The sequence below is a fragment of the Priestia sp. J2 genome (genome assembly GCF_020790095.1).
In the GTDB taxonomy this organism is placed as follows: Bacteria; Bacillota; Bacilli; order Bacillales; family Bacillaceae_H; genus Priestia; species Priestia zanthoxyli.
The window spans coordinates 2,817,878-2,838,788 of the sequence record NZ_CP086208.1; the positions used below are offsets into that span (position 1 = coordinate 2,817,878).

Here is a 20,911-nt window from a genome sequence, read left to right on the forward strand (position 1 = left end):
TATACTTATTTTACAAATATTTGAAAGGGGGTGCAGCATGATGAAAATAACGTTAAATAAAAAAATCAAGCTGCGCCGAGTAAGTATTTTTGGCGCTTAAATTTTAAGGAGATTTCACAATGAAAGTAGCATTAGTACGTCATTACAAAGTAAACAAAGGGCTTCCAGAAAACCACCGCTTATCCACCGATGAACTAGTGGCTTGGTTTCAGGAATATGATGAATCAGATATTACGTATGGAGAGACTGATTTAAATAATATTGAATGGAAACGCTGTTTTTCAAGCGATATGCCGCGAGCACACAAAACGGCAAAGCATATTTATAAACAAGAGATCACTCTTCTTCCGGAACTTAGAGAAATACCCATGCCTATTATTCCAGTAAAATTTAAACTTCCTTTTATCCTCTGGGCATTACTGTTTCGCATGTCCGGACTCATCAACAAACAAGCTCGTACAGATATGGCTGAGACTAAGAGAAAAGTAGCAGCAGTGCTAGATCGCGCTATTTCCGAGTCAGAAGACGATTTGCTGATTGTCAGCCACGGAGGCATTATGAAATTTATGCGTAAAGAACTTATAAAACGCGGCTTTAAAGGGCCACGGTTTGATATTGCTGTTAACGGAAAGCTTTATCTTTTTGAAAAGCAAGAGAATGAAACTTATTAGAAAAAGTCGCAGAGACTATTCTCTGCGACTTTTTAATAACCATTTTCTTCAATTGTTAATGCTTCACGCAAAGCGATATCTTTTCGGATATTATGAGCGATTTCACGCGTGATTTCTCCTTTTTCATAAAGTTCTTGCACCGTTTCCCGCTCGGTATGAAACGCTTTATAACATAAATCTCTCGTTGCTTTTTTACGTTTGCCTGAATTATACTCCGTACTCTCTTTTCTAAGTCTTGCCATGGATCTATGGTATTCACTGATGATAGCAAGTGAAATCATTCGATTTTCTTCGTTCATGTTTTCTTTAATGACCTTTATCGCTTCTTCAATCATTTGAATACGTACTTTGTTCACTTTACTTCTTCTGCGCAGGCTTTGTTTTCTTAAAGCCTGCTTATTCGGTGAAAAAATTCGGACTAGTAATAGTAAAACTTTTTTAAACCTCATCCAGCTCACCAATAATTTGTACCTTACACGATTGGTTACAGCCATTTCAAGCTTGTGCGTATGTTCCAAACAAATATACGCTGTCTCACGGTCTATTTTTTCCTCTTTTAATAGCTTTTCCACCAATTTCCCCTTGGCCTGAAGAGCCAGCAATCGAATTTCTTCTTCATACTGTTTGTTTTCAGAGGCTTCTAAAGGATGCGTTTTAACAATGATGTTATTAATCGTTGTATTATACGTTGAAATTAACGAAAGCGCTGCTCCACGATTTTCCTCGGTCATTTCTCTTTTTAACCGCTGAATAGCAGCTTTGTGCACTTTAATGCGTGCTTTAACCTCTTTTGTATTGCGCTCAGGCTTCTTCGGCGCCTTTTCTGTTTTCGCAATAACAGGTAAAAGAATGCTTGCCGCAACTAAGGTTAACAATATAACGCCTGCTGCTAGAAAAATAATCAGAGAGCGTTCCGGGAAATCACTGCCGTTATCAAGCGTATAAGGAATCGAAAACGCTCCGGCTAACGTAACAGCTCCTCGTACACCTGAAACCGTAATAATACCAATAGACCGAGGCTCAGGTTTTAGATGCTTGTTGTTTTTGTAATACCAGCCTACTGACCATGATACCATCACCCAAATAAATCGTAGTACAAGCAAAAAGACAGTAATAATCAAAATATAAAGAAGCACTTGTCCATTATTAAAGTTTGGATCTTGAATAATTGCTTTCGCCACTTTTGGTATTTGCAGACCAAGCAGCACAAAAACCAAGCCATTTAACAAATATAAAATCACCGTCCAAGTACTTTTTGATACCACTTTAAGCTGCTGGTTAGGTGATTCCTCTCGGTCGCGCTCAATCGCATGCACAATGCCGCCTGCTACAACTGCCAAGATTCCCGATAAATGAAAGTGTTCAGCAATGTAGAAGACAACAAATGGAGTTAGAATTTGTATTAACATATGAATCGTAATATCTTCCATTCCTAAACGTCGAACAAGTACACGCAGTCTGATAATCAGAAAAGCGATAAATGCTCCTACAAACAAACCGCCCAGCGCTACCCAAAGGAACTGAAATGTAGCATCTACGATTGAAAAAACGCCCGTTACGGTAGCAGCTACTGCTACTTGAAACGCTACAAGACCAGAGGCATCATTCATCAGTCCTTCCCCTTCAAGCAAATGCATAATTCGCTTAGGCAGCTTTACTCGGCTCGCCATAGCTCCAACTGCCACTACATCTGTTGGGGACAAAATAGCGGCTAGTGCAAATGCCGCCGGTAACGGAATGGAAGGGATAAGCCAATTGATTAGATATCCCCCTACTGCCACCGTTACAAAAACCAGTCCCAGCGCTAGTAATAAAATAGGTGTACGAAGCTTCCAAAGAGCAGCTCTTGACACGTTTTTCCCATCATTAAATAATAGCGGGGCAATAAATAAAATAAAAAATAATTCAGGTTCCAAATGGACATCTCCGCCAAATGGCAATATAGCAAGCCCTGCTCCCAAAGCTATTTGAACTAACGGAACAGGAATAAATGGCACAAAATGATTAATGATATTAGATAGACCAATCAAAGCCAATAAGACTAATATCGTCAGAAAAAATTCCATAAAAACAATCGACTCCTACTTCTATTTACATCTCTTTAAAGGTATCACGTTGTCTCTTTTCGTTCATTTTATAATGTTTAGTTTACGCTTTTTCTGCCAAAAAATGTTGCGGGTTATTAAAAAGTGTTCTTTCTTTTCGATAAGTTTATTTCTACGGAGATTAAGGGAACAGTATACATGATATTCTTTATTTACCATATAAATCAGCTCATCAAACTTTTATAAAGGAGGTGTTCCCTTATCCGTTTCAACGGGGTAAGGAGATAAATTTGGAAACAGTAAATGTCATCTTATTCATCGTATTAATCATATTAACAGCCTTTTTTGTTGCAACGGAATTTGCCGTCATTAGGGTACGGTCGACTAGAATCGATCAGTTAATTGAAGAAGGAAACCGGAACGCTTTAGCAGCAAAAAAAGTAGTATCAAATTTAGATGGTTATCTTTCAGCCACACAGCTGGGCATTACGGTTACCGCATTGGGTCTAGGCTGGATAGGTGAACCTACTGTAGGTCATTTATTAGAGCCGCTTATTGACATGCTGCCTTTTGCTACATCACTTTCGCATGTCATATCTTTTGTTCTTGCTTTTTCGATTGTCACATTTTTAAATGTGGTAGCTGGAGAACTTGCGCCCAAAACGGTGGCGATTCAAAAAGCCGAACAAGTGACGCTGTTATTTTCCCGTCCTCTTATTCTTTTTTCTAAGTTACTTTATCCGTTTATTTGGCTTTTAAACCACTCAGCAAGAGGCGTTGTCGGATTATTCGGCCTGAAGCCAGCTTCTGAAAATGAAGTAGCTCATAGTGAAGAAGAACTTAGAATTATTTTATCTGAAAGCTATCAGAGCGGTGAAATTAATCAATCGGAATTTAAGTTCATGAATAATATCTTTGAATTTGATAATCGTACGGCTAAAGAAATCATGGTGCCTCGTACAGAAATTGTTAGCGTATCAGCAGATGAAACGATAGAAGAATTCTTAAAAATGGCTAGAGTAGAGCAATATACTCGCTATCCAGTAGTTATAGATGGAAACAAAGATCAAGTGGTGGGATTAGTTAATATTAAAGAAATATTAGCGGATTACATAAAAGAAGATGATATCAAACCACGTCCCGTGCAAACGTATATGAAACCCATCATTCAAGTCATTGATTCCATCGCCATTTACGACTTATTGCTTAAAATTCAAAGGGACAGAATTCACATGGCCATCTTAATAGACGAGTATGGAGGAACAACCGGGCTTGTAACGGTAGAAGACATTTTAGAAGAAATTGTTGGTGAAATTCGTGATGAATTTGATGATGATGAAATACCGGACGTACACAAAATTAATGAAAATCACTACGTACTAGATGCGAAGGTGTTGATTGAAGAAGTAAATGATTTACTCGGAACAACTATTGAACAAGAAGACGTTGATACCATTGGCGGCTGGATGCTGACCGAAAAGTTTGATCTTGCTAAAGGTGATAGCATCAAAAACGAAGGTTTTTCATTTAAAGTCATTGATATTGAACATCACCATATTAAACGAATCGAAATAACAAAGGAAAAAAGTACGGATCCCAGCTGATTATCCGTACTTTTTTTGATGCTCTTTTTTCATTTTCAAGTACTCTTTATTCTCTCGTACCTCTTTCCATTTTTCCATAAAAATAGATGCCGATTCTGCTTTTTGTTCATCAATTTGCCGTTCGTTACGCTCGCCGTCTTTGTTGTATTTCTTTCCGCCTTTGTAGTTCGCGTAGCGCCTCGATCGCGTGTATCCCATTTGGAGAAATTTCCGGGCCATGTCCATTCCAACAAAATCGCTTTTTTCTTTGTAGGTTAAAAAAAGCTGATAGATGGCGGCGGCGGATTCCTCAGCAATGTCAGGTGTACGAAAACGCCAGTGAGGAAGAATTTCACTTTTGTATGGCTCAACAAGGAGAACTCCTTGTTCTCCTTTTCCTACTCTATACTTTTCAGGATGCTTTCTAAAATCGATATGTTCAAAGTCAAGTGAATAATCAAATGCCACGGTTCTTCCCTCCTTTTTGATCTCTACCCTTTACAAATGAATGATAAAACTTTTCTTAAAGAAGTTTTTCACATGCAGGTGAGGGTAATAATAGGTGGATAAGTATGGTTAACTTTTTTCTTCATACTAAAAGAAGTCCGAACTTATTAAATCATGATACGGGAGAGTTCGCTATGTCAATAAAGCTACAGCAAAATCGAATAAAAGCTAATTTTTGGATTACTCCTTCTATATACGGAATTGTTGCTTTTGTTTTAGCCACTATTAGTACATTTTTAGATCGATATTTGACAGCTCACAAACAGTGGTTAAAGTTAGTTCCTTCCGTGTTTCTAACGGATAAAGAGCTTGCTCATACTATTTTAAGTTCAGTATCAAATTCCTTATTAACGATGACGACAATTACGTTTTCTTCTGTGTTAGTGGTACTGACTACGTTTGTAGGTCAGTTTTCTCCTAGAACGATTCAGAACTTTAATACAGATGCCAAAACTCAGCGCGTGCTTGGCACTTTTATCGGTGGATACGTATACGTGCTTGTACTGCTCATTCAAGTTCGCAGCAACCAAGTCAGCAATACTTTTATTGTTCCTTCATTAGCCATCGTGGTAGCATTCATTTGCTTAGGGATGTTTGTGTTTTTGATTCACCACGTCATCAACTGGATTAAAGTCGGAAATTTAATTTCAAACATTGCAAAAAAAACGATGCTTACCATTGAAGAGAGACGGCTAGAACAACAAAAGCACCCCGAATCAAAGAATGAAATACAGGTTGATTTTGATAGTGAAAACACACTGCAAATTAAAAGTAATAGACAAGGATATATTCAATATATAGAACTCAACCATTTAACAGCACTAGCATCTAAATTAAATGTCATTGTTAAACTCGAAAAAGCACCCGGAGAGTATGTAGAAGCAGACACACCGTTGTTAACTGTAATCACTCACAATCAATCGTTAGAACGTGAAAAATTTCTTCATTGCTTGTTTATTACAAATGACCAAGAATCGATCCAAGACGTAAAATTAGGTATTCAAAAACTAAGTGAAATTGCATTAAGAGCTATTTCACCAGCTATTAATGACCCTGAAACAGCTATTAACTGCATTGAACAGCTCACGCAAGTGTTTATCAAACTCGGACAAAGCTATTCTTCCTCTCCTTATTATTGCGATGAAGAAGGACGTATTCGAGTGCTGCTAGAAAAACCTTCTTTTACGGATTATTTGTACAAAGCGTTCTATCAAATTCGCCATTATGGAAAAGAAGATGTTTCCGTGATGTCTGCTGTCATTAAGGCATTAACTGTAATCGCTGAAACAAATCGCTCTGCCATCAAAAACGACGTGTGGGTTTTTTCTTCCTATATCGTAGAAGGACTGCAAAAGGAAGAGTGGCTTAAAATGGACAAAGAGTTTCTTAATCAGCTTCTCAAAAACCTTGCAAAAGCTTGTGAAAAAAAATGCGGGTCTATGTTGATAGAATAAAAACCAAAAAAAGCCGCTCATCAACTGAGCGGCGTTTTCTTACGATATAAAGTGCTCTATCTCTTCTCTCTTTTTCACTATTATAAGTTTATCGTTATATGACGTACGAAGGATATGCAAAATTTCAGGTTTACTTTGCTTTTTGAAATCTGAATTCCACTGAAACATTTTAATAAAAATAGAAAACGTGGGTGCATAATTCGCTTTTTCGATTTTAGCTTTTTGCAGAACATACCTTTTGATAATCAACCATATTCTTTTTAGGTAATGGGTGTCGAGAAAAATAATAAGGTCAGCTTCATTAAAGCTTTCATTCACCCACGTATAGTGTACGCCTTCTATGATCCATCCTTGTGAAGCTGCAATATGATGTAAACACTTTTTTCTATCCGCTTCACTTCTTCTTTTATCTCCTTCATGTGTTCGTTCCCACATAATATTATCAAGTTCGTAGTGAGGAACTTCTAATCTATGGGATAACAAACGGGCTAGAGTCGTTTTTCCACTTCCAACGGATCCAACGATATGTATTTTTTTACATGAAGCGCTTTGAATACTTCATCTCCTCCTACTTCAAACCTGTTCTTTTACACATATTGTATCATTCAAGTTCTTTTTCTCTAATGCAAACCAAAACGTTTTATGCTAGTATTTTATGGTACTTGACTGACAAAAGGAGTGAAAACACAGTGCCTAAAACCCTTTTTGGAAAACTTACGCTGTTTTGGATTGGACTATTTTTATTAATTACAGGTCTATTTTTTTATTATAAATATACAAACCAAGGGTTTACAGCTGCAGATTTATTCTTTCGCGCCTCTCCTCCTTTAGCTACTATTGGCTTTCTTTTAAGCGCAGCCGGACTATATGAAGAACGAGGAAAAAACAAGCTAATTCCTCTCGTTGTACTCACCATTAGTTTTATCATGCTCTGCCAAGCAGGCTATCACTTTATCCATATGCATACTCCACCGCCGCGTCCCTGACTTTGTCTCATTCTCATTTATAAAAAAGCTCTTCGTTTATTATATTAAACGAAGAGCTTTATTTTCTATTCAAATAAATGCACAAGCTTTTTTGTATAGGGATGCCTGTTTTTATCAAATAGCTTTGCACGGTCAAATTGATCGATAACCTCGCCTTGCTGCATAACCATCATGCGACTGCTCATAAATTTTACTGCTGCTAAATCATGCGAAATGAAAAGATAAGACAGCTGAAAAGTCTCCTGCAAATCTTTTAATAAATTTAAAATCTTTGCTTGTACCGTAACATCAAGGCTCGCTGTTGGTTCGTCTAACAGTATCAGAGACGGACCTACACTAATGGCACGCGCAATCGCTACACGCTGAAGCTGTCCTCCGCTGAGTTCATGAGGATAACTCAGGGCATATTCCGAGCTGAGTCCGACTTTTTCTAACAAATAAAAAGCGATTTCTTTTTCATTTCTGCTCACATGAGATAAAAATGAAGGAACGGTTCGCTGCTGTCGCAAAGGCTCGAGCAAAGAATCGATGATTTTCACTTTCGGATTAAAAGAAGCCGCGGGATTTTGAAAGACAACTTGCATGCCTAGACGAGCTTGCTGCAGTTTTTTCCCTTTTAACCGGTGAAGAGGTTTCTCTGCAAACCATACTTCTCCCTGCTGAGTCTCTATTAACCTTAGCACGCTTTTGACAAGCGTACTTTTTCCGCTTCCACTTTCTCCGACAATCCCTACACATTCCCCTTTATCGATATGCAAGGAAACATTATTTAGCGCTTTAACGTCTTTGTACTGTTTCACAAGCTGCGTGACGCGTAATATACTTTTTTCTTTCATATCTCACTCCTATATCAACACTTTTTTCTGCGTATCTAACAATCGATCAGGCGTTTTCCGTAAAGAAGGAATGGCGTTAAACAGTTTTTTTGTGTAAAAATGACGCGGAGTGTGAAGCAGAGATTCGATACTGTTTTCTTCCACGATTTCTCCTGCTAGCATAATGGCTGCGCGGTCCGCATATTTCCGCACATGACGCAAATCATGAGTAATAAACAGAATGGCACAGCCAGCTTCTTCTTTCAGCTTATACAGCAGCTGAAGAACTTCAGCTGCTGCCACGCTATCTAAAGCCGTAGTTGGTTCATCTGCGATAATCAAGGCAGGCTTCATCACCAGCGCTAAAGCAATCGCTGCTCGCTGAAGCTGTCCTCCGCTCAGCTGAGAAGCATAGCTTTTATACACGCGTTCATTAGGTAAATTCACCGCTTTTAAAACCTGAAAAATGGCGGCTTTCCTGTCTTTTTTAGACAGTTCACTATGTGTACGAACCGTTTCCTCAAACTGCTTTCCAATTGTTAAAAAAGGCGTAAAAGCGCTTCGATAATCTTGAAAGATATACGAAATATCTTTTCCAAGGATAGGCGCCCCTCCTTTCTGCTTAAAGATAATAGATCCTCCTTTAAGCGTTACATCTGAAGGCAGCAGTCCTCCTATCGAAGCAGCAGTGATGCTTTTCCCGCTTCCGCTTTCTCCAATGAGCGCCATCCACTGTCCTTGCTCGATTGTAAAAGAAACGTCTTTTATGATTTGTTTTGTTTTATTATGAATGGCTAGATGCTTTACTTCTAAAACGATGACGATCACCTCTTTTATCGATTAACTTGATATTTTCCTCGAATATATTCACCTAAAGCTGTAAACGTCAGCACAAATAAAATAATGGTCACACCTGGTATCAACATTAGCTGCGGAGCATTGTAAAAGTAAGCCCTGCCTTCATTTAGCATCGTTCCCCATTCCGGAGTAGGCGGCTGAGTCCCTAGTCCAATATAGGATAATGATGCCATCATTAAAATGATTTTCCCTATATCCAGCGTAGCAAGAACAAGAATATGTCCCCCGACGTGAGGAAGAAAGTGGCGAAAGATTAAAGGTAGTGTTCCCACTCCGTTTAATTTAGCGATCAGCACATATTCTTTTGACTTTTCTTGAAGCACAATACTCCGCACTACCCTTGCATAACTAACCCACTTTACAATAACCATCGCAGCAATTAAGTTCAATAATCCAGGCCCTAACAGTCCGCTTAAGACAATGGCTGCAATATAATCAGGAAAAGCTAAAAAAGCATCTACAATTCTCATTAAAAAGCGATCTATCTTTCCTCCAATATACCCTGCAACTAAACCAACCGGGACTCCAATCAAAAGAGAGAGCACTAAGACAAGAAAACTAGTTCCAATTGTAGTCTGAGCTCCAGCTATGATTCGTGAAAAAAGATCTCTGCCTAAGTGATCAGTCCCTAGCCAGTGATCACTGTTGGCTTTTTGAAGCCGGTCTTGCATATTGACTTGTGTGGGGTCCATTGGTATTAGCTGACTTCCAAACAGACAAAATAAAATAAGCACAATACCACACATGCTTATTACTACAAAAAGAAGCTGCGGCTTTTTCACGTTTTATCCCCTCCCTTTACATAGAGCTGGGGATTTACATATTTGTAGCTCAAATCCACAAGTGAATTGATTAAAACAACAAACAGGCCCATCCACAAAATATACCCTTGAATCACAGGATAATCACGATTCATAATCGCATCAATAACTAATTTTCCAATTCCAGGATAAGCAAAAAGCACTTCAATAATAACCGTTCCTCCAAGTAAACTCCCTAAGCTTGTCCCTAAAATGGTAAGAATGGGTGTTAAGCTATACCGAAACGCATGGAAAATAAAAATGCGGCTTTCACTTATTCCTCTTGCTCGAGCAGATCGTACAAAATCTTGTTTCAATCCTTCTAGCAGACTAGCTCTAATCATTCGCATATACACAGCGGACATGGCAAAACCAAGTGTTAAAGAAGGCAGCACAAGATGGGCTGCTGTGCCTGTACCCATTGAAGGAAGCCATTGAAGACGTACAGAGAACAGCTGTATAAACAAAAGACCGAGCCAAAAGCTTGGAATAGACGCTCCAATTAGAGAAATACTTCTGCTGAGATAATCAATCCACTTATTTGGATATAGTGCTGACAGCGTTCCGAGTGGCACAGCTATTAAAAGCATCACAACCAAAGATGCAACCGTCAAGCGCAGCGTAGCCGAAAACTTCTCAACTAATTCGTCGATGACAGGCTCTTTTGTCATATATGAAGATCCTAAATCAAACTGAAAAAAACGCGTCAGCCACTTTACATATTGAATATATACGGGTTCGTTAAACCCTAGCTCTGTTCGCAAACTATTTATTTGTTCCTCAGACACTGCCACGTCATCTACGCGAAGCATTTGCTTAACTGGGTCTCCTGGAGCCAGCTTCATTAAAACAAAGCTGAGAAACGATAGGATAACTAAAAAAATGAGTAATTCTATTATTCTTTTACCAATTAATTTCATATCTATTTCACATCTAAATCCTTTGTTATCACATAGTATTCACTTTTGGCTGTAACCCAATTTTTCACATTGTCTCTATAGGCTACAAAATTGTTCGGGTGAACAATCGAAGAATGCAGCGTTTCCTTTTCTGCTATTTCTCCCGCTTGTCTTGCTAACTTATTGCGCTGTTTTTGATCAACGGTTTTATTAAGCTCATCAATAATGGAAGCTAATGCTGGTTCATGAAAATGTCCAACATTAAATGCCCCTCCCTCCGTATAAAGAGAATTAAAGAAATATCCTGCATCTCCTCGCGGCGCGGTTACTAGGCTGTATGTAACGATTCCCCAATCATCTTTTGTTGTCATATACTCATCCATATTTTCCACTTGTTGAATGTCTATTTTCACACCAATCTTTTTGGCTTCTGACTGAAGCATTTGTGACATTAAAGGCAGTTCTGGACGATAAGGGTATGTAACAAGCTTAAAAGAAAGTTGTTTTCCATTTTTTATTGCTTTTCCATCCTTGAGTATATAACCGGCTTTTTCTAAATGTTTTTGAGCCTCACTTGGTCCGTAGGTTTTCGTTTTTTGATCGTTCAAAAAATCCAAACTATCTAAAAATGGACCTGCTGCTGGTGAACCTTGACCTGCGAGCGCTGTGTTGACAACATCCGTGGGATTTAATAATACATCAAACGCTTTTCTCACATTTTTATCTTTAAACGCTTCTTGCCTTGAATTATAGAAAAGCATTTGATTTCTGAGGCTCGGCTGTATATCTACTACAATAGATGAATCTTGTTTTAAAGTATTTAAGCTTTCAATTGCCGGACGATATACAATATCAGCTTCACCTGATTGTAAAGCAGACGTGCGTGCATTTTCATCATCATTAAATGTTAACACAACTTCATCCAATTTTGGTTCCCCGTCCCAGTATTCTTTATATTTTTTTACTTTCATTTCACTATCCGGTTTAAACGAAGCTACTTTAAATGGTCCCGTTCCCACTGGTTTACTTTTTATATTTGAAGTATCTACATCAATAATTGCCGTGTTTGGATGAACAAGTTCAGAAGGCAGCGTAGCAAGCGGCTCTGTTGTTGTAATGGTCAAGATTTGGCCACTGGCTTTCATTTCTTTAATTTTAAGTGCACTTTTCATTGCTTCACTTTCTTTTATCGTTCTTTCTAACGAATGTTTCACGGCTTCAGCATTCAAATCCTTGCCATTTTGAAACGTAATTCCGTCTCTAATCTCAAATATCCAGGTCGTCCCATTATCTTCTGTTTTCCATTTCTTTGCGAGCCACGGTTCAATCTGTAATTGCTCATTCACTTTGACTAGCGTCTCAGCAATTCCCGCTCTTACAGTTGTATAATTTAGCTGCGGATCGAGCGTGTCGCTTGGAAAATTTGATACAAAAGTAAGTGATTTCTTTCCACTCTTTTGTTCGGTACTCGCGGAGTTATCCGAACATGCAGCCAGCAGACCTATCGTAACAAGCATTGAGCATAGCAGACTTATCTTTTTTCTCATATAAACCCTTCCTTTATTAAAAACTATCCTTCTTTTATGTACTGCCTCTAAATATAATCCTCCTTTAAATCGTAACGATTATTATTATCATAAAAAGTTTAATTTGTTTACCTTACTTTGTCAACAAAGGTTTTTAAAGGATACAGGTGCTCTAGCACCTGCTTTCACTCGTTGTGATGATTGAATTTATTGATAACGTATACAAGTGAGCATAAAAAAACAAAGCCTTCTCGAGGCTTTGTTTATACAGCATGTTTTTTTCTTTTATATTTCCACATCATATATCGATAACGAATCGTGCAGCCTATACAATATCCCATCAGCGCTACACCCGCAGCAAGAATCACCATTATACTAAATACATAGCCAACAAACGTATAACTAAGTAAAAATGAAATGAAAGCAATCCCAATGCATATCGTTGCAATCCATTGATTAAAAAGCTGCTGATCACGGTCTTCCATCTGATACGAAGAAATAGGTTTCTTGAGAAGCTTTTTACCTGCCATAATTACAGGATTACGCTTTGTTACAAGTGTGACTACTCCAACGAGAAAAGGCAAAAGTAAAAGCCACTTTGCCGCAAGTAAAGCGAGCAAAACCGTTATAACGATAAAGAGTTGATTAAGCTGAACTAATGGTTTGGGAATGCTCATGGAACTCCTCCTTCTTAAAACCTATTATACAAATTGGTTTACTAATTTAAAAGAAAAAGCACTCCAAATGAGCGATAAGACTCATATAAAAAAGTTACATAATTTCACTAACGTACTTTAAAATCAGTATCGTAAATAAAATCAAGACAACGTATCGTAAAGAACGGATTCGACGTTGAAGAAGACGTTTTACATGCCTTTTATTACGCATATGGGTTCTTCCTTTCGTATATTGAATTGTCTTTAGACACACTTATATCATACTTTTTCGGAAAACACCAACGTCAGAAAAAATTGCCAAGAACCACAGCTTTATGCGCTTAAAAAGCCTTTTCCAATTACGTCTCGTACATCGTGTACAATCACAAATGCTTCATCATCAATTTTTTTAATTAACTTTTTAAGTTTAAGAAGCTCTTGTTTATTAATGACAACGTACAAAATTTCTTTTGATTCTTTTGTATAGTTCCCTCGACCGTTTAGAATCGTTACCCCGCGATCAAGCTGTTCATTGATTTGGTCCGCTACCTCGTTTTTGTTGCTTGAAATAACGGTAACGGCCTTTTTGGCATCAAATCCTTCAATAACGAAGTCAATTACTTTTGTTGTAATGTAAAGCATGACGATCGTAAATAGTAACTTTTCGATTCCAATAATAAAATAAGAAGCCAATACCACTAGTAAATCAACAATTAAAAGTGCATGACTGACTTTCCAGTTTAAAAACTTATTTAGAATTCGAGCAATAATGGCTGACCCTGCTGTTGTTCCACCAACTCGCAAAATCATCCCAATTCCAACGCCTAGCAGTACACCGGCAAAAACCATGCCAATGAGCTCTTCGTGAAGATGAAGACCCCAGCCTTCAGTTACGTGAAGAAAAATAGATGTAGTGATAATCGTAATCATTGTATAGACCATAGTTTTTTTCTCTAAAAATTTATACCCTACGATAAGCAAGATACCGTTTAGAATAAAGTTAGTGACGCCTGTTGAAAGATGCGTTGTATAATATAAAATAATGGATATACCCGTAACGCCGCCTTCACCCAGTCCTATTGGAATGACGAACATGTTAACTGCAAGTGAAAATACAAACGAACCTATTAATAAAAAGATGACATCTTTTACTATTTTACTCATCGATTAAACCCTCCTCGGCATAAAAATTCACATAAAAAAGCCCCTTCTCCAAAAGAGAAGAGACGCTTATGTTTAGTTTTTATATTACGTATTCTTAAATTGCCATGTATGACTATAATATGTTCACATACGTTTGTCAAACGGAAAGTTTATGCATTATGTGTAACCAAGGCTATGAGTCATTTATCTTTTATGTATACTAGGAGTGTTTTAATTTATTTAAGCAAAGACGGATGCAGGAATTAGTCGACTCAATTAATTCTTTATCGCCTTTTTTCAATCGAATTTCTAACGCGCGTTGAAAATAGTGATGTGCTCTGGAAACAACCCGCTGATCAAGTAAACATTTTCCATAATGCTGATAGACAAAGTCTTCATATATGTGAAGGTCTTCATCTGCTTTTAATTGTTCGATGAGTAGCTGAAACGTTTCATTCGCCTTATCCCACTGTTCTTGCCAGTGATATGTATGTCCAAGTCGGATTGTATTCAAAAATTCACCTATTGTATCAGCATGTCGGTCATATAGATAAATGGCCAGCTGCAAGTGTCTTTCACTGCTCGTTAATTCTCCAAGTATGCGCTCATATACACCAATATGTCCATATGTTTTAGCAGCGGCACACTCATCCTCTTCTTCAAGAGCTCGTTTCTTTAAATAGATGATTCCCTGCTTCATTTGGTTTGGGTTAACCGGAACTTCTCGAAGCTTTTCATTAAATCGATAACTCATATTAAACGGAAGATCTCTGATGTTCATGCACGCTCCTTTCATGTGGCACATCAGCAAACATACTTTCATGACCGCTTGCTTATGGTCCATTGGATGTAGGATTCTTTCCATTTTGATACGTTTACGCGATTTACAGGAAAGCTCAGCAAAAGTGCTGAGCTGTTGGTTCTTATTATTTTACTTATATATCCATTTTATCACAAAAAATACTACCGTAAAGATGATCAGGCAGTCTTCATATAAAAAAATGGTTTTTTATCAATAAAAATGGTTTTATGCTCTTGAAAGCCTATACGCTGATACAATTTTTTGGCTTCTATGTTATTGTATTCAACGTTTAACGATAAAAACATCTTACGCTTTTTGGCTTCTTGCTTGGCTACATTTAAAAGAGCCGTTCCTATCCCTTTTCCGCGGTAATCTTCGTCTACACATAGAGAATCAATATAATAATCTCCATGTTCAGTTTCTATATCAATTTCCCACGCTGGATTATTAAGTTTCGCACGCACAAAACGCTTAACTGGTTCATAAAGCGTTTGTAACATACTTCCTTCGTAGCAAAGCATAAGTCCAACTACCTTCTCATCGACTTCTGCGACTGTAATATGATGATAGCTATAGCGATTCTTCTCAGACAGAATAAACGCTTTAAGTCTTAAAAGCGCTTCTTCATTCGTTGTAGCCGCCGTATGAGAGCGTGCAATACTCCCAAGCATGTCATAAAGTAATTCCGTTACAGCAGAAGCATCTTCTTTTCTTGCTTTCCTTATTTTCACGATTTTCAAACTCCCTTTATTCTCTTCGCTTGCGTTATTTGTAGCAAAACTTCTTACCTATCTACTTTAACACGAAAAAGAAAAGAAAGAAAAAATTAACTCCTAATCTTCCTTTCATTGTATAATTAATGTATATTTTCAAATGAATGGATGATGACTATGAAAAAACGCTGCCAGCAGAAAGATAATACGATGAGCGGGAGAGAACTTATAGCGGAGGTTCTTTTACAAGTGCCTCAGCTGCTCATATGGCCCCTGCGTCTTCTTATACGAATTGGTCGTTCTTTGTTGGACGGTATTTAGCCAATCCTATACACATACTTACGGAACTCACAAAAAAAGAAACTCAGCAGCTACTGAATTTCTTTGTTAGTTTTTTGCTTTTTTGTATCCTGCTTCTTGTGCATCTTTTTCAGTACAGAACCAAATGACGTTGTTCATTGTTTGATTGTAGTGTGCCCCTGTTGGCACGTGATAAATTTTAGAGTTTTGATTTCCTTTTATTTTACCTTCGCAGCTTGTGGCAGATTGAGTATCTTTTTGATTAGAAGAGGACTGATTTTTTACAGCATCCGTATTATATCCTTTTTCTTGGGCATAGTTTTCAATACTCCAGATGCCTTTTTCGCTTTTTCGAGCCTGCTCCTGTATTTTCTTAAATTCGTCTACGTACTTTGTGTTAGGAGGAAATACCGCTACGCGGGCTAGCCCTTTTGCTAGCAGCTCTTCATTGTATAGCTCATTGTCTATCCATATATACGCAAGTAACCGTCCATATTGATCACGTTCTTGCACATCAAATTCAAGAGTGATTTCCTGCCCTTCTAGCCTTTTTTTCGTGTAAGCAGATGCTTCTGGACCAAAGGGCTGTACGCCTAGTTTGGGATGCTTTGTTTCTGGGGTATCGACAAGAAGTAGTCGTACGCGATCCGTCTTTCCGTTCAGCATTTTTACTTTAAGCGTATCGCCATCCACCACTCTTTCTACCGTAGCTGCCTCACCTACTACGTCTTCACGACTTGCTTTAGAAGGACTATGGTCTTCTTCTTGATCTGATGAACCTTCTACTTGAACTTCTTGTTTTGTATCCGTAGAAGGTGTGCTTGAATGACTTGCCTGCTCATCACTGCATCCAGTAAGAAGCAGCATAAACATCGCGATCATGATGTAAATAATTGCTTTTATTTCTTTCAAAACCCGGGTCCTCCTTTAACACATTCCCTATCTACTATATAAAAGTAAAATGATTTTATAAATAGTGTAAATCACCTAAAAACAAAAACTCGTGAAAATACCTTTCACGAGTTTTTCGCGCAGCTTGTTTTAAAGTCATTATTTTAAATAGCATTTATTTTATTTTTATTTCACAAACACATTTTTCGTTTTTGTGTATCCAGATTTTTAATCATGAGGATATTTTACACTACAAATACATTTATCGTCTACCGGCTTATAAAAATAAGGAATAGCCGCACAAATAGAATAAGTGTGAATATTTCAATATCATAACTGACTACCATAATGACTATTTTTTTGTAACATAAATAAGAGCCCTTACTAACAATAGCTAATAGGGCTCTTCAAACCTTTGTTTTTACGATCGAATTTTTTGTTTGCGCATCCACTGGGTAGCGACCCACTTTTCTCCTTTTATAACAGGAGCTCCCCCGTGGAGAGTACGGTCATTAAGTTCAGCATCACTATAAAAATATTCAAAGTACACGGCCATTCCCTTTGTCGGAGATACGGAAAGACCCAGCTTAGGAAAATAAGTTTCTCCTCCTTCTTCCACATCATTTAAGTACATAACCAATGTACTAATACGGTTATTTTTAGATGCTTTACTTGCAGAAGTGAAATAGTCGTGATGCGCTTTGTATTCTTGATCAGGCAAGTATTTTAAAACTTGAAGGCCTTCAGCATATTCAATAGACGGTCCCATTATCTTAGAAAGTCTCTTTTCAATTTGATGTACAAGCTCGTTTTCACTTTCTTCAAAAAACATGCCGCTGCTCGTTCGAATACTGTTTACTTCACGTTCAGCTCCAATTTTTGATCGCTGCATTTTATCTTTGGATAGCTGTACAAGTTCGTCACATTCTTCGGTACTTAGGACATTTCCTAAAACTAGAACAAGAGGCTCTTCAAATCGAGCAACAATATTAATCTCTCTGTCTTCTAATTTAATTTTATTCCCTGAATGGCTAAAAATCGTTTGTTCTTTCGTTAGTAAAGATGTATTAGTTGTAATCATCTTTTATCGGCTCCTCAAAATAGCTATTTTCCAATTCTTCACTCCATTATATGTAAACGCTTACTAATGAGAATTATATCATGTATACGAAGTAAATTCTGCTAGCAAAGGAAATAAATAAAAAGAAGCCCGTTATATAACGGAGCTCCTTCATTTTTTCTTATAGATTTCACTTATATTTTAAACACTTTATAAAGCAGCCTAAAAAAATTCTTTTAATCTAAAGCATACGTGCCAAAGGCCGCCTAAAATCAGCGGTACGCAAGTTCTTTTTTACTTAAATTCAGCGTTTGTGCTGTAGAAACATGAATTTCGTTAAAAAGCGCTGGATTTTCTACCAGTGACAAGCCGTAAGAAGGAATCATTTCTTTTATTTTTGGTTCCCATTTCTTCATATGCTGGGGGAAACACTTTTCTAGCACTTCAAGCATAACATGAACGGCAGTCGAAGCGCCTGGCGAAGCCCCGAGCAATGCAGCAACGGAACCATCCGCTGAACTCACAACTTCTGTACCAAATTGAAGAGTTCCTTTACCTCCGGCTTCCGTATCTTTGATTACTTGTACACGCTGACCCGCTACGACGATATCCCAGTCTTCGCTTTTTGCGTTTGGAATAAACTCGCGAAGTTCTTCCATACGCTTTTCATTGGACAACAGCACCTGCTGAATCAAGTATTTCGTTAAGCCCATCTCTTTGACGCCTGCTGCTAACATCGTTAAGATATTATTCGGTTTTACAGAATTGATTAAGTCCAAATTTGAACCCGTTTTTAAGAACTTTGGTGAAAATCCGGCAAAAGGTCCAAACAGCAGTGTTTTTTTGCGGTCGATATAGCGTGTATCAAGGTGTGGAACCGACATCGGTGGAGCGCCAACCTTTGCTTTTCCGTACACTTTCCCGTGATGCTGCGCCACAACTTCGGGATTAGTGCATACCATAAATAATCCGCTTACCGGGAACCCTCCAATATGTTTGGACTCAGGAATACCCGTTTTTTGGAGTAAAGACAGACTTCCGCCTCCTCCTCCGATAAAAACAAAGTTCGCCGTGTGATATTCCTGTTTGCCGCTATGAATATCATGTACTTTTACTTCCCACGAGCCGTCTGCGTTACGTGTCAGATTTTCAACGCTGTGGTTATAGTTTATTTCTACGCTTTTACTTTTTAAATGTGTAAACAACATACGAGTTAAAGCTCCAAAGTTCACGTCCGTCCCTGAGTCAATTTTGGTTGCCGCAATTGCTTCAGTCGATGTACGCCCTTTCATAACAAGCGGCATCCATTCTTTTAACTTTTCAGGACGATCCGAATACTCCATCCCTTGAAACAACAGATTATTTGATAGCGCTTCAAAACGTTTTTTCAAAAAGGATACGTTCTTTTCTCCTTGTACGAAACTCATGTGAGGGATTGGCATAATAAACTCTTGCGGATGATGAATTAAATTACTGCTTACAAGGTACGACCAAAACTGTCTTGAAAGCTGAAACTGTTCATTAATTCGCACGGCTTTCGTAATATCTATGGATCCGTCAGCTTGTTCAGATGTATAGTTCAACTCGCACAGTGCAGCATGGCCCGTCCCTGCATTATTCCATTCATTGGAGCTTTCTTCTCCTGCATCTGCGAGTTTCTCAAATACTTTGATTTCCCATTCCGGCGCTAACTCTTTTAGTAAAGATCCCAACGTTGCGCTCATCACTCCGGCCCCAATTAAGATAACGTCTGTTTTTTTATATACATTGCTCATCACAATCTTCCTTATCTTTTATATTTTAAAAAAGCACCTTTTAGCAACACGCCTGTTCTACCTGACTCTCTATAGATTAAGTATGTCTGACAAGTTGTCTGTCTTACATAATGGGAGTTTTTATACATACCCTTTCATCTTGTCCTTTTTTAACATGCTCAATATCACTTCAGCGGTTTCTTCAACTGCTTTACCTGAGACATTAACAATAGGACAACCAATGCGCTTCATAATTTTCTCAGCATAGTCCAGCTCTTCAAGGATTCGATCTACATTGGCATAATTGGCTTGAGACGCTAAACCTAAATTTTTTAATCGTTCTTTTCGGATTTCATTGAGCTTATCCGGTGTAATAACTAAACCAATACATTTATTTTTTGGAATAGTAAAAAGTTCATCAGGAGGCGTCACTTCTGGAACTAACGGTATATTCGCTACTTTAAGACTTTTATGAGCTAAATACATAGAAAGTGGCGTCTTAGATGTTCTCGAAACACCAATCAACACTAGATCAGCTCGCTTGATGCCTCTGAAGTCTTGTCCATCATCATATTTAACAGCGAATTCAACTGCTTCTACTCTTCGAAAATAATTATCGTCTAATTTTCTTGTTAATCTCGGTTGAAGATTAGGTTCTTTATTAAAAGTTTGGCTAAAGGCACTCATAAGAGGGGTCATCAAATCAATGGCTACAATTCCTTCTTCTTGTGCCGTTTGGTCAAGATACTGCTTTAAAGGTGGGATGACGATAGTATACGCAATGATGGCTTCGTTACACCTTGCTTCGGCAATGATATTATCAATATTTTCCTCATTTTCTACGTAAGAAGTATTTTGAATTTCAATATCTTCTCCACTAAATTGAGTTAAAACTGCTTTTACCATCAGCTCAGCCGTTTCACCTACTGAGTCGGAAACTATATAGACAATTTTTCTTTTATTCACATTAAATCTTCCTATTCTTTGATTTTGATAGTTTAATAACGCTAATATTTTTATTTAGCAGCTTACAAGATACACAATTTAATAGTAATGAATAAATAAATATGCTGGTCACTGTGATTATAAACACTTTAACAAAACAATTAGATTAAGAATTTATGTCATACTAATTATGAAATAAAGATAAATATGTTATACTATTTTCATTAAATGTTATATTAGCATTAAATATACGGAGATACAATCCCTTTTCTGCGCATTTTATAAAAAGTTTGAAGAAAGAAAAAGTTTAGATTTTAAAATGTTTTATGCTTTGGCATGGTGCACTCATCAGGGCTGAGAGGTGTTTTGCAGGGATAGGTACGAGGATAGTTATGTTGTTTATAACATGATTTTTAAATTATAGAAGATTTATTCTTATCTATTCTTTTTAGCTAAGAGTGCTATAACTAAAAATAATGAACGGTTTACTTTTTACCTTATGC

At 37.6% G+C, this 20,911-nt stretch carries 20 protein-coding genes; 5 read left to right on the top strand and 15 right to left on the bottom strand.

Features of this window, described 5'->3' with window-relative positions; all coding sequences use genetic code 11:
* Positions 1-119: 119 nt before the first annotated feature.
* The gene (locus LJY09_RS14235; protein WP_028412926.1) at positions 120-671 is read left to right on the top strand and encodes a histidine phosphatase family protein; all 552 of its coding nucleotides are present in this window, start codon (positions 120-122) and stop codon (positions 669-671) included.
* A 32-nt stretch (positions 672-703) separates the two neighbouring features.
* On the opposite strand, the gene LJY09_RS14240 is transcribed toward LJY09_RS14235, so the two are convergent.
* On the bottom strand, positions 704-2,737 hold the full coding sequence (locus LJY09_RS14240) for a Na+/H+ antiporter (protein ID WP_028412925.1): 2,034 nt from the start codon (positions 2,735-2,737) through the stop codon (positions 704-706).
* A gap of 269 nt (positions 2,738-3,006) precedes the next feature.
* On the opposite strand from LJY09_RS14240, the gene LJY09_RS14245 reads away from it, so the two are divergent.
* Positions 3,007-4,320, top strand: coding sequence for a hemolysin family protein (locus LJY09_RS14245; RefSeq protein ID WP_028412924.1), 1,314 nt, complete (start codon positions 3,007-3,009; stop codon positions 4,318-4,320).
* Here LJY09_RS14245 and LJY09_RS14250 read toward each other — a convergent pair whose 3' ends face one another.
* On the bottom strand, positions 4,321-4,767 hold the full coding sequence (locus LJY09_RS14250) for a DUF4385 domain-containing protein (protein WP_028412923.1): 447 nt from the start codon (positions 4,765-4,767) through the stop codon (positions 4,321-4,323).
* A gap of 173 nt (positions 4,768-4,940) precedes the next feature.
* Here LJY09_RS14250 and LJY09_RS14255 point away from each other — a divergent pair, with 173 nt between their 5' ends.
* A complete protein-coding gene (locus tag LJY09_RS14255) occupies positions 4,941-6,260 on the top strand; it encodes a DUF2254 domain-containing protein (protein ID WP_228307261.1) in 1,320 nt (439 codons plus the stop codon).
* A gap of 689 nt (positions 6,261-6,949) precedes the next feature.
* Positions 6,950-7,246 carry a hypothetical protein gene (locus LJY09_RS14265; protein ID WP_028412920.1) on the top strand — a complete coding sequence of 99 codons (297 nt, stop codon included), beginning with the start codon at positions 6,950-6,952 and terminating at the stop codon, positions 7,244-7,246.
* 65 nt (positions 7,247-7,311) lie between these two features.
* On the opposite strand, the gene LJY09_RS14270 is transcribed toward LJY09_RS14265, so the two are convergent.
* The 9 genes from LJY09_RS14270 to LJY09_RS14310 form a co-directional block, all read right to left on the bottom strand.
* On the bottom strand, positions 7,312-8,082 hold the full coding sequence (locus LJY09_RS14270; RefSeq protein WP_154973661.1) for an ABC transporter ATP-binding protein: 771 nt from the start codon (positions 8,080-8,082) through the stop codon (positions 7,312-7,314).
* Between the two features lie 9 nt (positions 8,083-8,091).
* Positions 8,092-8,889 (bottom strand): ABC transporter ATP-binding protein, encoded by a 798-nt coding sequence (locus tag LJY09_RS14275; RefSeq protein WP_154973663.1) that lies wholly within the window; start codon positions 8,887-8,889, stop codon positions 8,092-8,094.
* Between the two features lie 5 nt (positions 8,890-8,894).
* Complete coding sequence (gene nikC / locus LJY09_RS14280; protein WP_028412917.1) at positions 8,895-9,701, bottom strand: nickel transporter permease; 807 nt, start codon at positions 9,699-9,701, stop codon at positions 8,895-8,897.
* A complete protein-coding gene (gene nikB, locus LJY09_RS14285; protein WP_228307262.1) occupies positions 9,698-10,639 on the bottom strand; it encodes a nickel ABC transporter permease in 942 nt (313 codons plus the stop codon). The genes nikC and nikB overlap by 4 nt, the downstream gene beginning before the upstream one ends.
* Positions 10,640-10,641: 2 nt before the next feature.
* A complete protein-coding gene (gene nikA, locus LJY09_RS14290) occupies positions 10,642-12,165 on the bottom strand; it encodes a nickel ABC transporter substrate-binding protein (RefSeq protein WP_228307263.1) in 1,524 nt (507 codons plus the stop codon).
* 242 nt (positions 12,166-12,407) lie between these two features.
* Positions 12,408-12,821 (bottom strand): DUF4395 domain-containing protein, encoded by a 414-nt coding sequence (locus tag LJY09_RS14295; protein WP_098113165.1) that lies wholly within the window; start codon positions 12,819-12,821, stop codon positions 12,408-12,410.
* Between the two features lie 312 nt (positions 12,822-13,133).
* The gene (locus tag LJY09_RS14300; protein ID WP_099331103.1) at positions 13,134-13,964 is read right to left on the bottom strand and encodes a YitT family protein; all 831 of its coding nucleotides are present in this window, start codon (positions 13,962-13,964) and stop codon (positions 13,134-13,136) included.
* A gap of 199 nt (positions 13,965-14,163) precedes the next feature.
* On the bottom strand, positions 14,164-14,724 hold the full coding sequence (locus LJY09_RS14305; protein ID WP_098113167.1) for a hypothetical protein: 561 nt from the start codon (positions 14,722-14,724) through the stop codon (positions 14,164-14,166).
* 197 nt (positions 14,725-14,921) lie between these two features.
* Entirely contained in the window at positions 14,922-15,476 is a 555-nt protein-coding gene (locus tag LJY09_RS14310) for a GNAT family N-acetyltransferase (protein WP_047750646.1), read from the bottom strand.
* A 159-nt stretch (positions 15,477-15,635) separates the two neighbouring features.
* On the opposite strand from LJY09_RS14310, the gene LJY09_RS14315 reads away from it, so the two are divergent.
* Positions 15,636-15,779, top strand: a complete 144-nt coding sequence (locus LJY09_RS14315) for a hypothetical protein (RefSeq protein WP_155017337.1) — start codon at positions 15,636-15,638, stop codon at positions 15,777-15,779.
* Positions 15,780-15,845: 66 nt separating this feature from the next.
* Here LJY09_RS14315 and LJY09_RS14320 read toward each other — a convergent pair whose 3' ends face one another.
* From LJY09_RS14320 to LJY09_RS14335, 4 genes are all read right to left on the bottom strand, one after another.
* Positions 15,846-16,670, bottom strand: a complete 825-nt coding sequence (locus tag LJY09_RS14320; RefSeq protein ID WP_028412910.1) for a thermonuclease family protein — start codon at positions 16,668-16,670, stop codon at positions 15,846-15,848.
* A gap of 400 nt (positions 16,671-17,070) precedes the next feature.
* On the bottom strand, positions 17,071-17,730 hold the full coding sequence (locus tag LJY09_RS14325) for a 2OG-Fe(II) oxygenase (RefSeq protein ID WP_028412909.1): 660 nt from the start codon (positions 17,728-17,730) through the stop codon (positions 17,071-17,073).
* Positions 17,731-17,981: 251 nt separating this feature from the next.
* Positions 17,982-19,484, bottom strand: coding sequence for a malate:quinone oxidoreductase (locus LJY09_RS14330; RefSeq protein ID WP_099331104.1), 1,503 nt, complete (start codon positions 19,482-19,484; stop codon positions 17,982-17,984).
* A 120-nt stretch (positions 19,485-19,604) separates the two neighbouring features.
* A complete protein-coding gene (locus LJY09_RS14335; protein ID WP_042992073.1) occupies positions 19,605-20,429 on the bottom strand; it encodes a pyruvate, water dikinase regulatory protein in 825 nt (274 codons plus the stop codon).
* Between the last annotated feature and the right edge of the window lie 482 nt (positions 20,430-20,911).